This window comes from Flavobacterium sp. LHD-80 (genome assembly GCF_030929605.1).
Classification (GTDB): Bacteria; Bacteroidota; Bacteroidia; order Flavobacteriales; family Flavobacteriaceae; genus Flavobacterium.
Genome location: NZ_JAVFVS010000004.1, coordinates 549,551 through 567,544, shown reverse-complemented (window position 1 = coordinate 567,544; position 17,994 = coordinate 549,551). Strand labels below are relative to the sequence as shown.

Genomic DNA, 17,994 nt, shown 5'->3' with positions numbered 1-17,994 from the left:
ATTCCGAAATCTAAATGAAAAAGTACTTTATCCTTTATTTATTTTTTTTATTGCCGATTTTTCTCTTTTCTCAAGAAAAAAATATTTCAATAAAATATTCGAATGTAACGCGAAAAGAAGCTATTGAAATTGTTGAAAAAAACACTTCTTTTCACTTCTATTTTGAAGATCAATGGCTATCTAATACAGATCTTATTTCAGGAGAATTTAATAATACCTCTATTTCAGTAATTTTAGATGCTATTTTCAATAACACTACAATAAATTATATTATTGACCAGAACAACATTATTTTAAGTAATGGTTTATTGATATCAAACACTATAACAGAGGACTATTTTAAAAATGCCGATAAAATAAGTACTGCCAAAACTTCAAATTCGCCAATAGTTCCCATTTACAACAAGCAATACCTGACTGATTCTAAGAAAGATTCAGATTCCATTATTTCCCTTGGAAAACAGTCCTTAATTAATGCATCTCAATCTTATACCCTCTCTGGTTATATCAAAGACAGAATTTCAGGAAAACCAGAATACAATATTACTGTTAAAGTAAAGGACAAAGACATAAGCACAACAACTGATGAAAATGGTTATTATAGCTTTAGAGTTCCAGCCGGTATCAATATAATCGAAACGCAATCCATCAAACATGAATCAAAGACTAAAAAAATTGTGCTTTACAGTAATGGAAAAGTAGATTTTAATTTAGATGAAAATGTAAATGCCCTGAAAGAAGTTGTTATCGAAAATAAAAGAACAAAAAATACAACCTCAGTAGTTGCAGGCCTTACAAGTATTAATATCGAGAACATCAAAAATGTTCCTTTAATTTTAGGCGAAAGAGATATTTTTAAAGTTGCGACAACGCTTCCTGGTATAAAAACAGCAGGAGAAGGCTCTGCGGGCTTTAATGTTCGTGGAGGAAAAGACGATCAAAACTTGTTTTTATTAGACAACGCTTCTTTATACAATCCATCTCACTTTTTAGGTTTCTTTTCTTCTGTAAATCCATTTACAACAAAATCAGCTGATATATACAAAGGAAGCATTCCTGCAGAATTTGGGGGGCGACTTTCTTCTGTTTTTGATATTAAATCTAAAAATGGAAATACCGAAAAAGTTTCTGGTGAAGCAGGAATTGGCCCAGTAATGAGCAATGTTGCTCTCGAAATTCCAATAGTAAAAGGAAAATCGAGCTTAATATTTGGCGGAAGAGCAAGTTATTCTGATTGGATTCTAAAAACAATTAAAGATCCCGAACTAGACAATAGTCAAGCTTCTTTTTATGATTTGATTTTAAAATACAATCATCGTGTTAGTGCAAAAGATAATTTGGAAACCTCTTTCTATTATAGTCATGATAAATACAGCATCAATTCCGACTCTATTTACAAATACAGCAATTTATTAGCAACAGTAAAATGGGATCATGATTTTAATGCTAAAAACAAATCTTCCTTAATTGTCACAAATAGTCAATATAAATTTAACATCGACTACGATTCACAACCTGAAAAATCATTTGATTACGGTTACAAAATCAATGAAACTCAGTTGTTTTTTAAAATGAGGTATGTTCTGAATGAAAAACACTCATTTAATTATGGTGTTAGCAGTAAAATTTACAATATCAATCCTGGTTTTCTAGAACCAACAGCCGATAACTCTCAAATTAAACAAACCACACTGGAGAAGGAAAAAGCTTTGGAGTCGGCTGTGTTTTTTACTGAAAATTACAAGGTCAACGACAAACTTTTGATTGATTTAGGGTTACGTTATTCTTATTATGCCGCACTTGGTCCTTCTACCCAAAACATTTACCGGGACGATCTTCCTAAATCTGAAAGAACTGTTGTTGATACTAAAACTTATTCAAATAACGAATCTATAAAAACGTATGGAGGTTTTGAACCTAGAATTTCTGCTCGTTATTTTATACTTCCAGATTTATCTGTAAAAGCAAGTTTTGACAGAACGTATCAATACATGCATTTGCTGTCAACGAATACGACACAATCTCCAATGGATGTGTGGAAGCTTTCAGATTTAAATACTAAACCACAATCTTCAAATCAATTTTCGCTCGGGCTTTTCAAAAATATAATTGAAAATTCATTGGAATTAAGTTTAGAAGGTTACTATAAGCGTTCAAAAAATATCCTGGATTATAAAGTTGGTGCCGAATTATTTCTAAACGAAAACATAGAAACCGAACTTCTTCAAGGAGAAGGAAAAGCTTATGGCGTTGAATTTTTGATCAAGAAAGAAAAAGGAAATTTTAATGGCTGGTTAAGCTATACGTATTCTAGAGCTTTGATAAAACTTGACAGTAAATTTGACTCAGAAAAAATAAATAGTGGTCAATATTTCCCAACGAATTATGACAAACCACATGATTTTAGCGCCATTTTAAATTATAAATTTACAAAGAGATACAGTTTATCAACTAATTTTGTTTACCAAACAGGAAGGCCGGTCACTTTCCCAATTGGATCGTATGAGTTTGCTGGAGAGGATTTTACTTTATACAGTAATCGCAATCAATATAGAATTCCAGATTATTACAGATTGGATATTGGTCTTAATTTTGAAGGAAATCACAAAATAAAAAAACTCGCTCATAGTTTCTGGAATCTTTCTGTCTATAATGTTCTTGGAAGAAATAATCCTTATAATGTTTATTTTGTTACTGAAGACAGAAAAATCAAAGCGTATAAAACATCGATTTTTTCTGTTCCAATTCCAACAATAACTTATAACATCAAATTTTAATTCATTTATCTTATCAATATGAATTTATCAATAATCAAAAAAATGACATTGGCTCTTTTTGCAACAGCTGTTTTGGCAAGTTGTACGGAACAATATATCTATCAAAATCAAGATTTTGAAGATGCAATGACTGTTGAAGCAACATTGACAAACGAATTAAAATATCAGGAAATAAAAATTTCGAGAACAAGGGTCCTAAATGACACCGTAAGAATTCCCGAATCTGGAGCCGATGTTATTGTTGTTGATAGCGATAAAACCGTATTTCATTTTAATGAAAAAGATGGAAAATATATTTCTGTAATTGAATTTAAAGTAGAACCAAGCAAAAACTATCAATTAAAAATTACAACTAAATCAGGAAAATCATATGTTTCTTCACCACAAGCTTTAACTACAATAAATACTATTGATCTAGAAACCACAGTCGCAGAAAAAGATGGCACAAGAGGTGTTCAAGTAACCGTCAATAGTTTTGACCCAACAAATACATCCAAATATTACCGTTATGAATATGAAGAAACTTATAAAATAATAACCCCACACCCTATTGAAACACGTATTAATTTGGTAAAGCAAAACGGCTATTATAGCTACGTAAAAGTTCCTGCTCCACCTAATATTCAGACTTGTTATACCACTAAACACTCTACAGGAATCAGACAAACCAGCACAGCCGATTTGACTGAAGATCGTGTAAAATATCCGATTCGTTTTATAGCCGACACAGATTACATGTTGACAAATCGTTATAGCATTATGGTTTCCCAATACACACAAAGTCAAGCTGCATATGATTATTATTATACATCCAAAAAAATGGTTGATTCAGGAGAATTATTATCTCCAAATCAACCTGGATATGTAGTTGGAAATATAAAATCAACAACAAATTTAAATGAAAAAGTTGTGGGTTATTTTGAAGTTGCATCTGTCGCAAAAAAGAGAATCTTTTTTAGCTTCAAAGATTTTTTCCCTTCCGACAAGCCAACTGAGTATTTTACAACATGCAATGCCAGACTCTACTATTTTAATGAGATCGAAAAAAATGATTACGACTTAATCAAAACGCATGATTATATTGGAGATGGCCCAGGATTTGGTCCTACGGGATTTTACATGGTTGAAAAAGAATGCGGCGATTGTACAACATTTTCTTCTAACGTAATACCTTCATTTTGGGAAAATTAAATATAAGATTAGCTCTACTACTGCTATTAGTAATTTTTACCTATAAAAGTAATGCCCAAAATAATGTCACTTTGGGTACAGAAACATTATTAGTTAAAACCAACACATCAGTAGTTTTGACCGGCGAAACACTATACTGCCAGTTATATTGTTTAAACAAAACGACTGTATTTTCTGATATCAGTGAAATCGCATATTTAGAAGTAATTAACGATCATAGAGAAAGTGTATTTAAAACTAAAATTAGCCTCAAAAATGGAATTGGTTCAGGCGATTATTTTATTCCAACAACATTAACAACAGGGAACTATAAACTTATTGCCTACACGAACTGGATGTTAAACAACAGTCAAAATAACTTTTTTGAAAAAGACTTCACCATTATAAATCCGTTTGAAGAACATATCAATATGGTTATTGATAGTACTTCTAAAAAACCTGAGGCTTATAAAAATGAAACAGAAAACGCATCTGCAAACATTCTTTTGAACCTTAACAAAGAAAAATATTCAAAAAGAGAAAAAGCTACACTTGTACTAGCAAAAATATTGGATAGAGGGAATTATTTTTTAAATATTCGAAAAATAGATTTTATTCCTGCAAACTCAACTAATGAAACTATTGCTACTGATGTAAATTTAAAACAAAACATACAGGTACTTCCAGAAACTAGAGGCGAAATTATAAACGGATATATAAGTCCGAAAACAGCAAATTCTGATTTAAATAATAAAATAGTTACGCTATCGGTTCCAGGAAAAAATTTCATTTTCAAAACAACTAAAACAAATAGTAACGGGAAATTTACTTTTTTGATTGACAAACAAACCCATGATTCAGACTGTTATGTACAATTATCAGAATCTGATAGAGAAAATTATACTATTGCAATAGACAAAACTCCAAGTCCGGATTTATCAAATTTAGTTTTCTCGAATAAAACATCAATTTCGAACAAAAATTTAAAAGCGATTCAAGAACGGTCATTGGCAACTCAAGTAGAAAACGTTTATTTTTCACAAAAAAAAGACAGCCTTGTTGAAGCTGTCAATACAGATTTCTTTTTTCAACCTACTGAAAAAAAATACAATCTGGATAGTTTTGAAAGATTTAGAACATTTAAAGAAACAATAATAGAAATTGTTACCGAACTTAATTTTAAAGATTATAATCAAGTTCCTTCGCTATATTTAAGAGATACAAAATATAATATAACGCAATCTCCTGAACCGTGCCTAGTTTTAGTTGATGGCTTGCAAATTCAGGATATAAATGCATTATTTAATTACAATGCTTATCAAATAGAAAGTATCAGTGTTATTGACAGACCCTATTGTTACGGCCCTAAAATATTTAACGGAATTGTCAGCATCATCACAAAAAACAAAGATTTTGCAACAATTTATACTGACAAAAATATTTTAAAAACAACTATGCTTAGACCTGAACCTGCAAAAGTATATTTTGAACCAAAATATGAAACATCTAATACACACAACCGAATCCCTGATTATAGATATCAATTACTTTGGAAACCTAATTTAGCTCTTACAAGTAACGAAATAACGATTCCTTTTTATGCATCTGATATTTCTGGAGATTATGAAATCCTACTTGAAGGACTCACAGAAACTGGTAATTATGTTCATTTTTATAAAACATTTAAAATTGAGTAAACTTGCAAAAATCTCTTAGTCAAAACCCCAATTCATGTAGTTGAATTGGGGTTTTCTTTTTCTTTCCCTATTAGCATTTGTTTAAGGTTCTGGTGATTTATTAAAACAAATAATTTCCCAATTTCTGAATTAAATAATATCTAAAAGCACTAAAAATCAAGGTTTTTATTGTATTTATTGTAAGAAAAAAATACCTTTAGCTTATCAAAAATAATTAAGTATTAACCTTAAAACCATTCTTATGGCATACACCGTTTTACAAAACTCCAGAATTAATACTGGTGCTTTTATTTTTTCGCATCCTGAGACAGTCATTTATCCTGTATCTCCGCTAGTTTCTGCAAAATTCTACACCCCAGAGGGAGGAGCACTGACATTAAAAATCAGAGCGACTTTATACATCAACTCTGAAGACCCTGCAAATCCAACTGTTGAAGAACCTACAGAAGAGAATAATACACTTACACTCTTTTTTGATTATAATTTTTCTGAAGAAACACCTGAAAGCTGTGATGTCTGGTATGTTGAAGTCGATTACACTTCTGATACAGTCGGAGAAATTACTGAAATTATTTCTTACCTAAAAGATATAGATCCTGAAACTTCAAGAGGAACAAAAACAAATGTGCCTTAAAATGAAGCTTAAAAATATCAAAATTTATTTTTGCTTATTATTTATAATTCCGTTTTACCTTTTTTCACAATCCAAACAAATTAGTTTATTTGAAAAAAAAATACTTCAACAAAAAGCTATAGCGTTTAAAAAGGAAAATAATTTTGTAAAAGCCCAGTCTTTTTATTTAAAAAAAGACTGGGATTCTACATTGCTATATTCCATGAAGCAATTGAGTGTTTCAAAAAACAAGCTTGCCGCAGATTACTGCCACTATTTTAGAGGCGTCTCTTTTTTTAATAAAAAGTTTTATAAAGAATCGCAAAATGAACTTTTTGCCATATCCGAAAATTTTCAATTATCACATATAAAGTACTTCTTTTTAGGTGTGACTTATTTGGAAACAAAGAAACTTGACAAAGCTTTACATTTTTTGCAGCTAGCCGAAAAAAAAACAATAGCGATAAATGACTCAGACTATATTGGCAATATCTACAGCGGTCTTGGCACAACTTATATTTTCCTTAAACAATATGATTTAGCCGAAAAATATCTGCTTAAGAATATTAGCTTACGCGAAAAAAATCCAGATAAGGACAAACTTTCTAATGCATACACCAATTTGGCTGCTTTATATTACGAATTGTATAAAGATGATTTAGCCATTTATTATTACACTAAAGCATATAATGTTTCCAAACAAAGCAAAGATTTTACCGTAAAAAACTTTTCGGCCTTCAATATGGCAATTGTTGAGGAAAACAGAAATGATTTTAAAAAAGCTTTAGCGTATCGAAAAGAAGCGGACCAATGGAAAGATTCTTTAAACAATCAAAATAAGATTTGGGCTCTCGCAGATTATGAGAAAAAATTTGCTGTTGCTCAAAAACAAAAGCAAATAAAAGTTCTAGAAGTAGAAAATCAGCTAAAAAACACACAACGCAACAGTTTATTTTTCTCTGCAATTGGTTTGCTTTTAGCTTTAACAGCTGGAGTTTATTTTTATGCCCAAAAAGCAAAAAATGGAAAAATCATATTAGCACAAAAAAACAAACTCGATCAGCTCAATGCTACGAAAGATCAATTGTTCTCTATTGTAAGCCATGATTTACGTTCTTCTGTAAATGCTCTTAAAACGAGCAATTCGAAATTAGCAACAACGCTTGAAACTAAAAATTATGACCAATTAAACCAGCTTATTATTCAAAACAGCTCTATTGCAAACGGCGCCTACAGTTTATTAGACAACTTACTGCATTGGGCTATGTTGCAAACCAAGCAATTGTATTTTCATAAAGAATCCGTTCACTTAAATTCTATTGTACAGCAAGTGGAGTACAACTATAAGCCTTTGCTTCTTGATAAGTCAATTACATTTGAAAATTCAATCTCAAAAAATATTTTTATCTTCGTAGATATTGATTCTCTCAAAATAGTCTTTCGAAATTTATTAGATAATGCTATTAAATTCTCAAAAGAAAATGGAAAAATCAGTTTCTACACCGCAGAAAGCACTTCCGAATTTTGTCAGCTTATTATTGAGGACAACGGCATTGGAATGAGCGAGGACATTATTAGAGAATTACTAAACGATAATGAGCTTTTAGCCAAAAAAAATGATTCTGAAGTTATAGGCACCGGATTAGGAATGCAATTATGCAAGCAAATGATCAAAAAAAATGGTGGTGAACTAAATATCGAAAGCGAACTAAATATTGGAACCAAAATAATACTGACATTACCAAAAACAAACAACAATGGATAATATTCATGTTTTAATTATAGAAGACACACCGGAACAAAGTGATGCTTTGATCAAAGTGTTGCTCGAAAATAATTATACCGTTGTAGGTGTTGCCAGAAATTTTACTGATGCGCTTAAACTTTTTTATGAGCATCCTGTTGACATTATCATTATTGATGTTTTTTTAGACGGAAAACCAGACGGAATTACATTTGCTGAGTCCATCAATATTATTCCTAATGCAGCAAAACCATTTGTGTTTTTGACCAGTTCAAAAGATCGCCAAATTTTTGAACGTGCTAAACTTACCAAGCCTTTTAGCTTTTTGATGAAACCTTTCAATGAACTCGAAATTCTGTATGCGATCGAAATGGCAGTTGAGAAATTTTATGCACAAACTGATGTTTTTTTAAGCGACGAACAGGATACTGTTATCAGCAATGATCACTTATTTATAAAGAAAAAAAACGCGCTGAAAAAAGTTTCTATAAACGATATTCTTTATATTGAAGTTGAAGAACGTTACTGCAACATTATTACTGAAAAAGAAAAATTTGTCATTTTGATTTCATTGACAAAAATCAGCGAATTGCTGGATAAGAATAAATTCGTAAAAACACATCGAAATACGATTGTAAATTCAGATAAAATAGAAGAGATCATTCTAGCTGATAATCTTATTATTTTAAAAGGAAATCACAAGATAAATCTAAGTGACACTTATAAAGATTTTATAAAAAAAATCAATATTTTATCTTAATACAAATCGCGACAAACATTTCAAAATCCTCTTTTTAAAGAGGATTTTTTTTATTTCTATATGCTTATTATAGTTCATAAATGGATTTTTCAGGATTTCATGACAATAAAAACCGCCTTCATGACATTTTCAAAAAAATCGAGCAAAATCGAAATTACTTTTGCTAAACAAATTAACAAAACAGTTTTAAATGAAAATCGAGCTAACCAATAGACCAGAAATGAAAACCTTATCTCTTTTAAAACAATTAATATCAAATCCATGGATTGGCGCTCTCGCATCACTGGCGATATTAATTCCCAGTTTATATATAATCCTGGATGATGTTACTGTTCTTAGAAAAGAATATATCCTGTTGCTAATAGCCTTCCCGATCTATCTAAAATCACTCAAAAAAATATTTGATGAAATTCTGGATTCACCAGATGATAGTTTAAAATAATAATAAGTTTTGCCCCCTTTTTTTAAAAACACTTTGGTTTACTGCTAAACCAAGGTGTTTTTTACGTTAAAAAGTGAATATTTTATTACATTTTAACAGTTGTTCGTGTTATTTATAACTTTTTTTTAATACTTTTGAATTCAACCGAAACAAAATCAAAAATCCACCAATCCTTTGAAAAATTCCCAAAAGAAGGTAATATTCCTAAGTTTATTTGGATTATTATTAAACATTTATTCCATACACAGTCAAAGCGTCAAAGAAATCGAAACCTTCAACTGGTTTGATAAAAATACAGGCATCGAATCGTTAGATATTAAAAATGGACGTGCTCATCTTAACTTTGACAAAACCGTCGAAAACCAACATCGCTACTATGGCCCTGATGAATTCAGAAAAGGAAGCGTTAGATACAATTCTCAAAATTATTTTGATTTATATTTAAAATACGACATCTACGCTGATGAACTTGTTCTTCGTCCTTATGATGAACAAAACAATACCAAAATAAATCTCATCAAATCAAACGTTTCTAATTTTAAAATTGGCAATGAAACTTTTGTGAATCTAAAAGAGTTGAATAACACTGCTTTTAAAGGAGGTTACTACGAAGAAATTGCAATCAACAGCAATCAAATCTTTTACATTAAATATTACAAGGAGAAAAAGAAAAACATCAAGGAAGAGTTCAATCTAATTGAATATACTCCTCGATATGAGTTTATTTTGTGGAAAGAAAATAAATTCAATTTAATCAATGACAAAAAAGCAATTATCGCATTATTTCCTGAAAGCAAAAGAAAAATAAATGATTTCTATCTCATGAACCGCAACCTCAGAAAGGAAAACACATCATTATTCATGAAAAATTTAATAAAATTTATCAATAATTAAAACCTGAAGAAACATACAAATGAGAATATTTACTATCCTTTTATTATTTTTCGGTTTTAATCAGATACTGCATTCACAAGGCGAAAAAAATACAATAAACATTACTTTTAATAACATAAACAGAATCGCTGCCTTAGAAAAAATCGAGGCTTCGACTTCTTATAAATTTTATTTCCAAGAAAATTGGTTTGATAAAAATGTCTTGATCTCTGGAGATTATGCTAACAAAACTATTGAAGAAGTTTTGTCTAAGGTGCTAGAAGATACTGAGCTTAATTTTTACATTAATAAAAATAAAATCATACTAACAAAAAATAGCATTATTTACGATAAGCTTCAAAACAAAAAAAATGCTAATGCACCTGTCTTTTTCCAGCAATATGACTCGGTTAAAAAAGACAAATCAGGTACAACGGCTCCTATTGCATTAATTGGTAAAGAAGCTACCGATACAGATGTAGATTTATATACTTTATCTGGCCATATTACTGATTTGAAAGATGGAAAACCATTGGCAGATATTAATGTGAAAGTAAAAAACACTGCCATTATTTCGACTACCAACGCCGAAGGATTTTACAGTTTTAAACTTCCAACCGGATTAAGTACAATCGAAGTTGAATCATTATTTTACAATAGCACTGCTAGAAAAATAATGATTTACAGCAACGGTACTTTAGATTTTACTATTGTTGAAAAAATCAATCAGCTTGATGAAGTTTTAGTAAAAGGAAAAGACACTCAAAACATTCGAACTGCCATTACTGGAGTAACCACTATTGAAGCCGAAGGTGTAAAAAACATCCCGTTGGTTCTTGGAGAAAGAGATATTTTGAAAGTGGCTTTAACGATTCCTGGAATTAAAACTGCAGGTGAAGGATCTTCTGGATTCAATGTCAGAGGAGGAAAAGAAGATCAAAATTTAGTATTATTAGATAATGCAACAATTTACAATCCTACGCATCTTTTTGGCTTTTTCTCTTCAATTAATCCTTATACAATCAACAAAGTAGACATTTACAAAGGCGGTATTCCTTCTGAATATGGAGGACGTTTATCATCTGTTTTTGACATTGTTTCTAAAAACGGAAATACTGAAAAAATTTCTGGAGAAGGAGGAATTGGACCTGTAACAAGCAACCTTACTTTATCGGTTCCTGTTGTAAAAGATAAAGCTAGTTTATTAGTTGGCGGAAGAGCAACGTACTCCGATTGGATTTTAAAAACATTAGATGATGATCGACTAAAAAACAGTCAAGCTTCTTTTTATGATTTATTTGCTAAATACAATCACAAAATCAATAAAAATAACAGCGTTGAAGGAACTGGATATTACAGTAGAGACAAGTACAGCTTAACTCCAGATTCATTATTCCAGTACAGCAACCGATTAATTTCATTGAAATGGAAACATGCATTCAATGAAAAAAACAACAGCGAATTCAACGTTACAAATAGTGAATACAAATACAGCATAAATTATCAATCTGTTAATCCTGAATCTTTCTTGCTTAAATATAAAATAAACGAGAGTCAGGCGAGTTTAAAATTCACTAGCGAACTTACCAGCAAGCACAAGCTTACTTATGGAGTAGCTACTAAATTATACAAAGTAAATCCGGGAGAATTATCGCCAAATGGAGAAAACTCAATAGTAACACCAATTACAATAGAAAATGAAAAGGGACTCGAATCGGCGGCATTTCTCTCTGATAAATTTCAGATTTCCGAAAAACTTTTGTTAGATGTTGGAGCACGTTATTCTTATTATATGGCGCTCGGCCCATCAACACAAAATGTTTATGCGGACGGCGTACCAAAAACTCCAAACACAGTAATTGAGCAAAAAACATACGGAAATAATGACGTCATTACTAAAAATGGAGGTTTTGAACCAAGAGTTGGTCTGCGTTATATTTTTAACGAAAGTCTTTTTGTAAAAGCTGGTTTCGATAAAAACTATCAGTATATTCACTTGCTTACAAACAACACAACACAATCGCCAACTGATACTTGGAAATTATCTGATTTGAATGTAAAACCAGAAAGCGGCTTACAATATTCATTGGGTATTTTCAAAAAATTAGAATACAACGATCTTGAATTAAGTGTTGAGGGGTATTACAAAACTTCTAAAAACATTTTAGATTACAAAGTTGGATCGCAGATTCTTTTAAATCAAAACTTAGAAACCGAATTGCTTCAAGGAGACGGAAAAGCTTACGGTATCGAATTTTTGTTGAGAAAATCAATTGGACGTCTTAACGGATGGATTGGCTACACATATTCAAGATCATTTATAAAATTAGACAGCCAGTTTAATGATGAAAAAGTAAACAACGGTGATTATTTCCCGAGCAATTTTGACAAGCCACACGATTTCAGCATCGTTATGAATTATAAATTCACGCATCGTTACAGTTTTTCTTCTAATTTTGTATACCAAACAGGAAGACCAATTACCTACCCTATTGGAAAATATAATTATAACGGCGCAGAATATACTTTATACAGTGACCGAAATAAGTTTAGAATACCTGATTATTACCGATTGGATATAGGATTAAACATTGAAGGAAATCACAAGATCAAAAAATTAGCGCATAGCTTCTGGAATATATCGATCTATAATGTATTAGGAAGAAACAATCCTTATTCGATCTTCTTTGTTACTAAAGAAGGACAAGTAAAAGCTTATCAAACATCAATTTTCGCAGTTCCAATACCAACTGTTACTTATAATTTTAAATTTTAACCGTTATGAAAAAAATCTTTTTAATTAGATTTCTAATAACAATACTATTCTTTGCGGTATTTGGCTGTACAACACCTTATACCTATCAATCAAGCAGCGGATTCGAAGATATCATTGTAATTGAATCTACCATTACCAATCAAAATAAAACGCAGTCAGTTAAACTTACAAGATCATATAAGCTTGATGACAAAAGCCCAACTTTTGAAACAGGCGCTGTTGTTTTTGTAACTGATAATCAAGGTAATAAATATGATTTTAAACAAAATACTGATAACTATACTTCTGTAACTCCTTTTCAGGCATCAGCAGACAGACAATATCAGCTACATGTAAAAACTAAAGATGGCAGAACTTATATTTCAAACAACGAAACATTGCCACACCAAACTGAAATAGAAAGTCTTGCTGCTACTAAAGTAACCAAAGACAACCAACTTGGAGTTGAAATCACAGTAAATAGCTATGATCCAACAAATAGCTCTCATTATTATAGATATGAATATGATGAAACCTATAAAGTTGTAGCTCCTAAATATTATCCTAAAAAAGCAGTTCCTGTTTTTTTTCCGGCGGGTTCTTATCCACCAGGACAGGTTGTTTTTGAAGATAGAACTGAAGATGTGAGAACTTGCTACTCTAACAAAAGCTCAAATGAATTGCTTTTAACCAGCACAAATGATTTATCTGAAGATAGAGTAACCAACTTCCCTGTTCGATTTATTGCCAGCACTGACTATATTATTAGCAATAGATACAGCATCTTAGTAAAACAGTATGTTCAGAGTCTTGCGGCTCATACATTTTCTGAAACACTAAAAGAGATATCAAATTCAGGAAGCATTTTATCTCAAACACAGCCTGGTTTTTTCTACGGCAATATAAAATCAGTAGATAATCCAGGAGAAAAAGTGATTGGCTATTTTGATGTATCTTCTTATTCTGAAAAAAGACTATTTTTTAGCTTCACTGATTTATTGAATGGTGAACCTTCTCCGAAATATCCTTACATCTGCCCTGCACCAATACCGGATGATCAGACTAAACAATATATTTTTAATTATTGTTTTAACAAAAATCCAGATTTTAGATGTCAAGGCGAACTAATTTTAAATCTGCTTTCAAGTGGCCTTAAAGTTTATTTTCCAACCGAAGAGCCAACTGACTACATTTTATACCCTATTGAATGCGGCGACTGCACTTCTTTTTCATCAAACGTAAAACCACCATTTTGGATAGACTAAAATACATATTATTCATAGCGTTAACTTTTAGCGCTCAGCAAATCACTTTTGCTCAAAAGAACAATTCTGTAAGCGAACTAAATGAGGTTGACAAAAAAATAAATGAGTCAATTTATCTAAGTACAAATGCCAACTCATTTCTTACAGGTGAAAAATTGCTTTACAAAGTATTTTGCATCGACAAGGCAGCGAATAAAGCTTCTATTTTCAGCAAAATTGCATACGTACAACTAATTGACAATAGCAAAAAAGCCGTTTTTACTCATAAAATTTTTCTAGAGAAAGGAACTGGAAGTGGAGACTTTTTCCTGCCGACTACTCTAGAAAGCGGCAGCTATAAATTAGTTGGATATACCAGCTGGATGCTGAATAAAAATGCACCTGAATACTTTTCGCTTAATCTTTATATTATAAATCCATATAAAGAAAACCCAAGCAACAGTACCGTTTCTTACAATGCAGTTCCATCTGAAACAGTAAGCAATAGCAATATTTCATTTGATTTAAAAAGCAAATCATACAATAGTAGAGATCTGGTTGAATTTGGCATTAAAACAAATTCTGATGAGTTTGCTCAAGGAAATTATACAGTCTCAGTGAGAAAAACAGATGGTTTTATATCTCAAAACAAAACAACCTTCAACAGCGCAGAAAAAAGTGTTTCAAGTGAAATTACAACTAGTCAAGTGATACTTCCAGAACTAAGAGGTGAAATCATAACAGGAAAAATATCTTCAACTACTGCAGATATTAAAAACAAAAAAGTGGCGCTTTCGATTGTTGGAAAAAACTCTGAATTACAACTTGCTAAAACTGATGATCAGGGAAGATTTCTTTTTATTTTAGAAAAGGAAAATCCAAATTCAAATATTATTGTACAAGTTCTTGAAAGTGGCAAAGAAGATTATGTAATTGAAATTGACAAACAAAAGGATTTAGATCTTTCTAATTTAACTTTTCCAATAGTTCAATTCAATTCAGATTTCCAAAAGAATATCACAGACCGATTAATTTCAACTCAAATTGAAAATGCCTACTATGATGTTAAAAAAGACAGCTTAATAACACCTGCTGTTCCTGCTCCATTTTTCGGCACTTCATCTGAAGAATTCAAACTGGACGATTTTACGAGATTTCCTAATATCGAAGAAACAATTACTGAGATTTTAAAAGGTGTTTATTATAGAAAAAACAATAATGAATATGCCATTCATGTTTTTGATTATGATGAAAATTATGAATCTTCAATTCCAGCCTTAATTGTTGTTGACGGTTTGATTATCGAAAACCTGAATGAGTTTTTTGCTTTTAGTCCTAAACTCATTTACAAGGTAAATGTGGTAAGGGGAATCTATTATTATGGCTCAAAATCTTTTAACGGTATTGTTTCTTTTACCACTAAAAATGGCGATTATGACACGAAACTGAAAGGTCAATTTATTATAAGACCTGAAATTTTAAGACCTCAGGTTAAGAAAAACTATTTTAATCCTGATTATGCAATCAGCAAAAGCGTGAGAATTCCAGATTATAGACACCAGCTTTTATGGCAACCTAATATTGATTTGAGCAAAACAAATTCAAATATTAAATTTTATGCCTCTGATGTATCAGGAACTTATGAAGTTACGCTTGAAGGATTTTCAGCTAATGGAAAACCTGTTTTTATCAAAGATTTTATAGAAATAAAAGAAGAAGCCAGCAACTAATTTATTTCAAATAATACAAACACAAACAAACCTCTGTTTCTAAAACTTGAAATAGAGGTTTTTTTTTATTATTTGACGCAACCTTTTTATTTTTTTCACACTATTAATTAAACACCATAATCCGAGAATAAAAAAGCAATAAATATCCTGAAATAAAATTTGAATTTAGACCAACTCATAAAGGGCTGCATAAAGCAAAACCGAAAAGCACAAGAAGAATTATATCATGTATATAAAAAAACTCTATTTGTGTTAAGTCTAAAATATTGCAGTAATGATGCTGAAGCTGAAGATAATCTTCACGATTCTTTTGTGGAAATATTTACCAATATAAAAAATTACAAAGGAAACGGTAGTTTTGAAGGTTGGATCAAACGAATCACGATCAATAAAGCAATAACACGCTACAAACAATCTTATGTCCTAACAGCCATTAAAGACGAATATTTTCAGGATGATTTCATAAATGAAAACGAAATCAATCTGCCACTTGACACGATATTATCTTTTATTCAAGAATTACCACATCAATACCGGTTGGTTTTTAGCTTGTATGAACTAGATGATTTTTCGCATCAGGAAATCGCCAGTATGTTATCAATTTCTGAAAACACTTCAAAATCAAATTTACATCGGGCAAAACAGATTTTAAAAGACAAGATTACATCAAAAAGTACATTTTATTATTCGAAGCAAAAAAATGGAAAATAGAACTGAAATAGGAAAAGCAATTAAGAACAAACTGGCTGACTTGGATAAAAATCCAAGCGACTTTGCATGGTCAAAAATTGAAAAAGATTTAAATCAAAAAAGACATAAACGAATTTTAACTTGGGCAATTCCGAGTTTAATTGCTGTTATATTTTTTTCAGCACTTTTTTATTTCAATACTAATCTTCAAGAAGTAACCCCAAAAAAGTCTTCACAAGAAATACAGCCAAAAAAGAAAACGAATACAGAAACTAATGCTTCAAAAGCAAATCAAAAACCCATCTTATTAAAAACAGAGCCAGATCAAACCACTACAATTTCAAAAACTAAAAGTGTTAAACTGATCAAGGAATCGAGCAAATTAGTTACAACTACCGACGAATATGAAGAATATGAAGTGGTGAAAAAATACAAAGTTGTTGTAAAAAAACAGCAGATAAAAACAGCACCTATAAAATTGGGAGCTTCTAAGAAACCACTTAAAGCAAGTCTTTCTAAAAATGCTAAAACCTCGGCAAAACATAAAACAGCAAAAAACACTTTAAACAAAAAAGTGAAACCTGACCATTTGAGCCAAAACAAAAAAACAGAAACGAAATGGCCAGTAAATTATACTCCAGAAAAAATAGTTTTAGACACTTTAAAAAACAATAAAATTGCATTAAAAACAGATCAGATACAAAAAGATACAATCGCAAACATCGACAGTTTAAGTATTAAAAAAACAACTGCTCCAAAGAGAGAATACAAAAAAACCGTTTACAACACAAAACCTGAAGAAAATCGTCCTGATTTTAGCATCCATGCTTTTTACGGTCCAGCAATTTCTGGTTCTTTAAATGGTTTATCTATGATTAGCCCAACAATGGATAATTTGCCAAAAAGCCACCCAATAACGTCTCATTACGGCATATATGTAAAAACAATGTATGATCGAATTGGTTTTAGAACAGGATTTTCAAAAATAAATCTAAAAACAACAACACTGCTCGATCAAAACTTAATTACAGATTTTGAAAACATTAATCTGAAACCTGAAGTGAATATAAAAGAGACATTTGGCACTTCTAATGACGTTGAGTTGCTTCAAAAACTTTCTTATTATGAAATTCCGCTGGAGTTCAATTATGCCCTAAAAAAAGATGAAAGCAAATTTGAAGTCGATGCTTTCACTGGGTTCAGTTTTTTATTTTTAGATAAAAACCAGCTGTTTTTAAAATCAGAAAAAGTTTCAATGCAGGAAGTTGGCGAGGCAAAAAATATTTCTGGGCTGAATATTTCATACGATCTAGGAATCGGAATTACTTATAAATTAACAGATAAAATAGGTTTAGATATAAATCCGCTCTTTAAGTATTACCTCAATACTTTTAAAGAAAATGGCGAAGCAAAACCTTACAGTTTATCATTGCAAACAGGAATTAATTATAAATTTTAAAATATTTTTTAATTAGTTGTAACTTTTTTGATACTTCATA

The 17,994-nt window shown here is 30.8% G+C and carries 13 protein-coding genes; all 13 read left to right on the top strand.

The genetic code is table 11. The annotated features are described in order from the left end of the window. The first annotated feature begins 14 nt into the window (after positions 1 to 14). The 13 genes from RB619_RS07020 (at position 15) to RB619_RS06960 (ending at position 17,954) form a co-directional block, all read left to right on the top strand. Entirely contained in the window at positions 15 to 2,777 is a 2,763-nt protein-coding gene (locus RB619_RS07020; RefSeq protein ID WP_308095763.1) for a TonB-dependent receptor domain-containing protein, read from the top strand. Between the two features lie 18 nt (positions 2,778 to 2,795). Next, the gene (locus tag RB619_RS07015; RefSeq protein ID WP_308095762.1) at positions 2,796 to 3,968 is read left to right on the top strand and encodes a DUF4249 domain-containing protein; all 1,173 of its coding nucleotides are present in this window, start codon (positions 2,796 to 2,798) and stop codon (positions 3,966 to 3,968) included. 71 nt (positions 3,969 to 4,039) lie between these two features. Continuing rightward, complete coding sequence (locus RB619_RS07010) at positions 4,040 to 5,644, top strand: hypothetical protein (protein WP_308095761.1); 1,605 nt, start codon at positions 4,040 to 4,042, stop codon at positions 5,642 to 5,644. 241 nt (positions 5,645 to 5,885) lie between these two features. Continuing rightward, positions 5,886 to 6,278, top strand: coding sequence for a hypothetical protein (locus tag RB619_RS07005; protein WP_308095760.1), 393 nt, complete (start codon positions 5,886 to 5,888; stop codon positions 6,276 to 6,278). Between the two features lie 412 nt (positions 6,279 to 6,690). Next, entirely contained in the window at positions 6,691 to 8,022 is a 1,332-nt protein-coding gene (locus RB619_RS07000) for a tetratricopeptide repeat-containing sensor histidine kinase (RefSeq protein WP_308095759.1), read from the top strand. Then, positions 8,015 to 8,761, top strand: coding sequence for a response regulator transcription factor (locus tag RB619_RS06995; protein ID WP_308095758.1), 747 nt, complete (start codon positions 8,015 to 8,017; stop codon positions 8,759 to 8,761). Before RB619_RS07000 ends, RB619_RS06995 begins: the two co-directional genes overlap by 8 nt. A gap of 190 nt (positions 8,762 to 8,951) precedes the next feature. Then, entirely contained in the window at positions 8,952 to 9,203 is a 252-nt protein-coding gene (locus RB619_RS06990) for a hypothetical protein (RefSeq protein WP_308095757.1), read from the top strand. 174 nt (positions 9,204 to 9,377) lie between these two features. Then, the gene (locus RB619_RS06985) at positions 9,378 to 10,097 is read left to right on the top strand and encodes a hypothetical protein (RefSeq protein ID WP_308095756.1); all 720 of its coding nucleotides are present in this window, start codon (positions 9,378 to 9,380) and stop codon (positions 10,095 to 10,097) included. 19 nt (positions 10,098 to 10,116) lie between these two features. After that, a complete protein-coding gene (locus tag RB619_RS06980; protein ID WP_308095755.1) occupies positions 10,117 to 12,852 on the top strand; it encodes a carboxypeptidase-like regulatory domain-containing protein in 2,736 nt (911 codons plus the stop codon). A 5-nt stretch (positions 12,853 to 12,857) separates the two neighbouring features. After that, complete coding sequence (locus RB619_RS06975; protein WP_308095754.1) at positions 12,858 to 14,096, top strand: DUF4249 domain-containing protein; 1,239 nt, start codon at positions 12,858 to 12,860, stop codon at positions 14,094 to 14,096. After that, positions 14,084 to 15,805 (top strand): hypothetical protein, encoded by a 1,722-nt coding sequence (locus RB619_RS06970; protein ID WP_308095753.1) that lies wholly within the window; start codon positions 14,084 to 14,086, stop codon positions 15,803 to 15,805. The genes RB619_RS06975 and RB619_RS06970 overlap by 13 nt, the downstream gene beginning before the upstream one ends. A 159-nt stretch (positions 15,806 to 15,964) precedes the next feature. Further along, positions 15,965 to 16,516, top strand: coding sequence for a sigma-70 family RNA polymerase sigma factor (locus RB619_RS06965; protein ID WP_308095752.1), 552 nt, complete (start codon positions 15,965 to 15,967; stop codon positions 16,514 to 16,516). Next, positions 16,506 to 17,954, top strand: a complete 1,449-nt coding sequence (locus tag RB619_RS06960) for a hypothetical protein (RefSeq protein ID WP_308095751.1) — start codon at positions 16,506 to 16,508, stop codon at positions 17,952 to 17,954. Before RB619_RS06965 ends, RB619_RS06960 begins: the two co-directional genes overlap by 11 nt. Positions 17,955 to 17,994 lie beyond the last annotated feature (40 nt).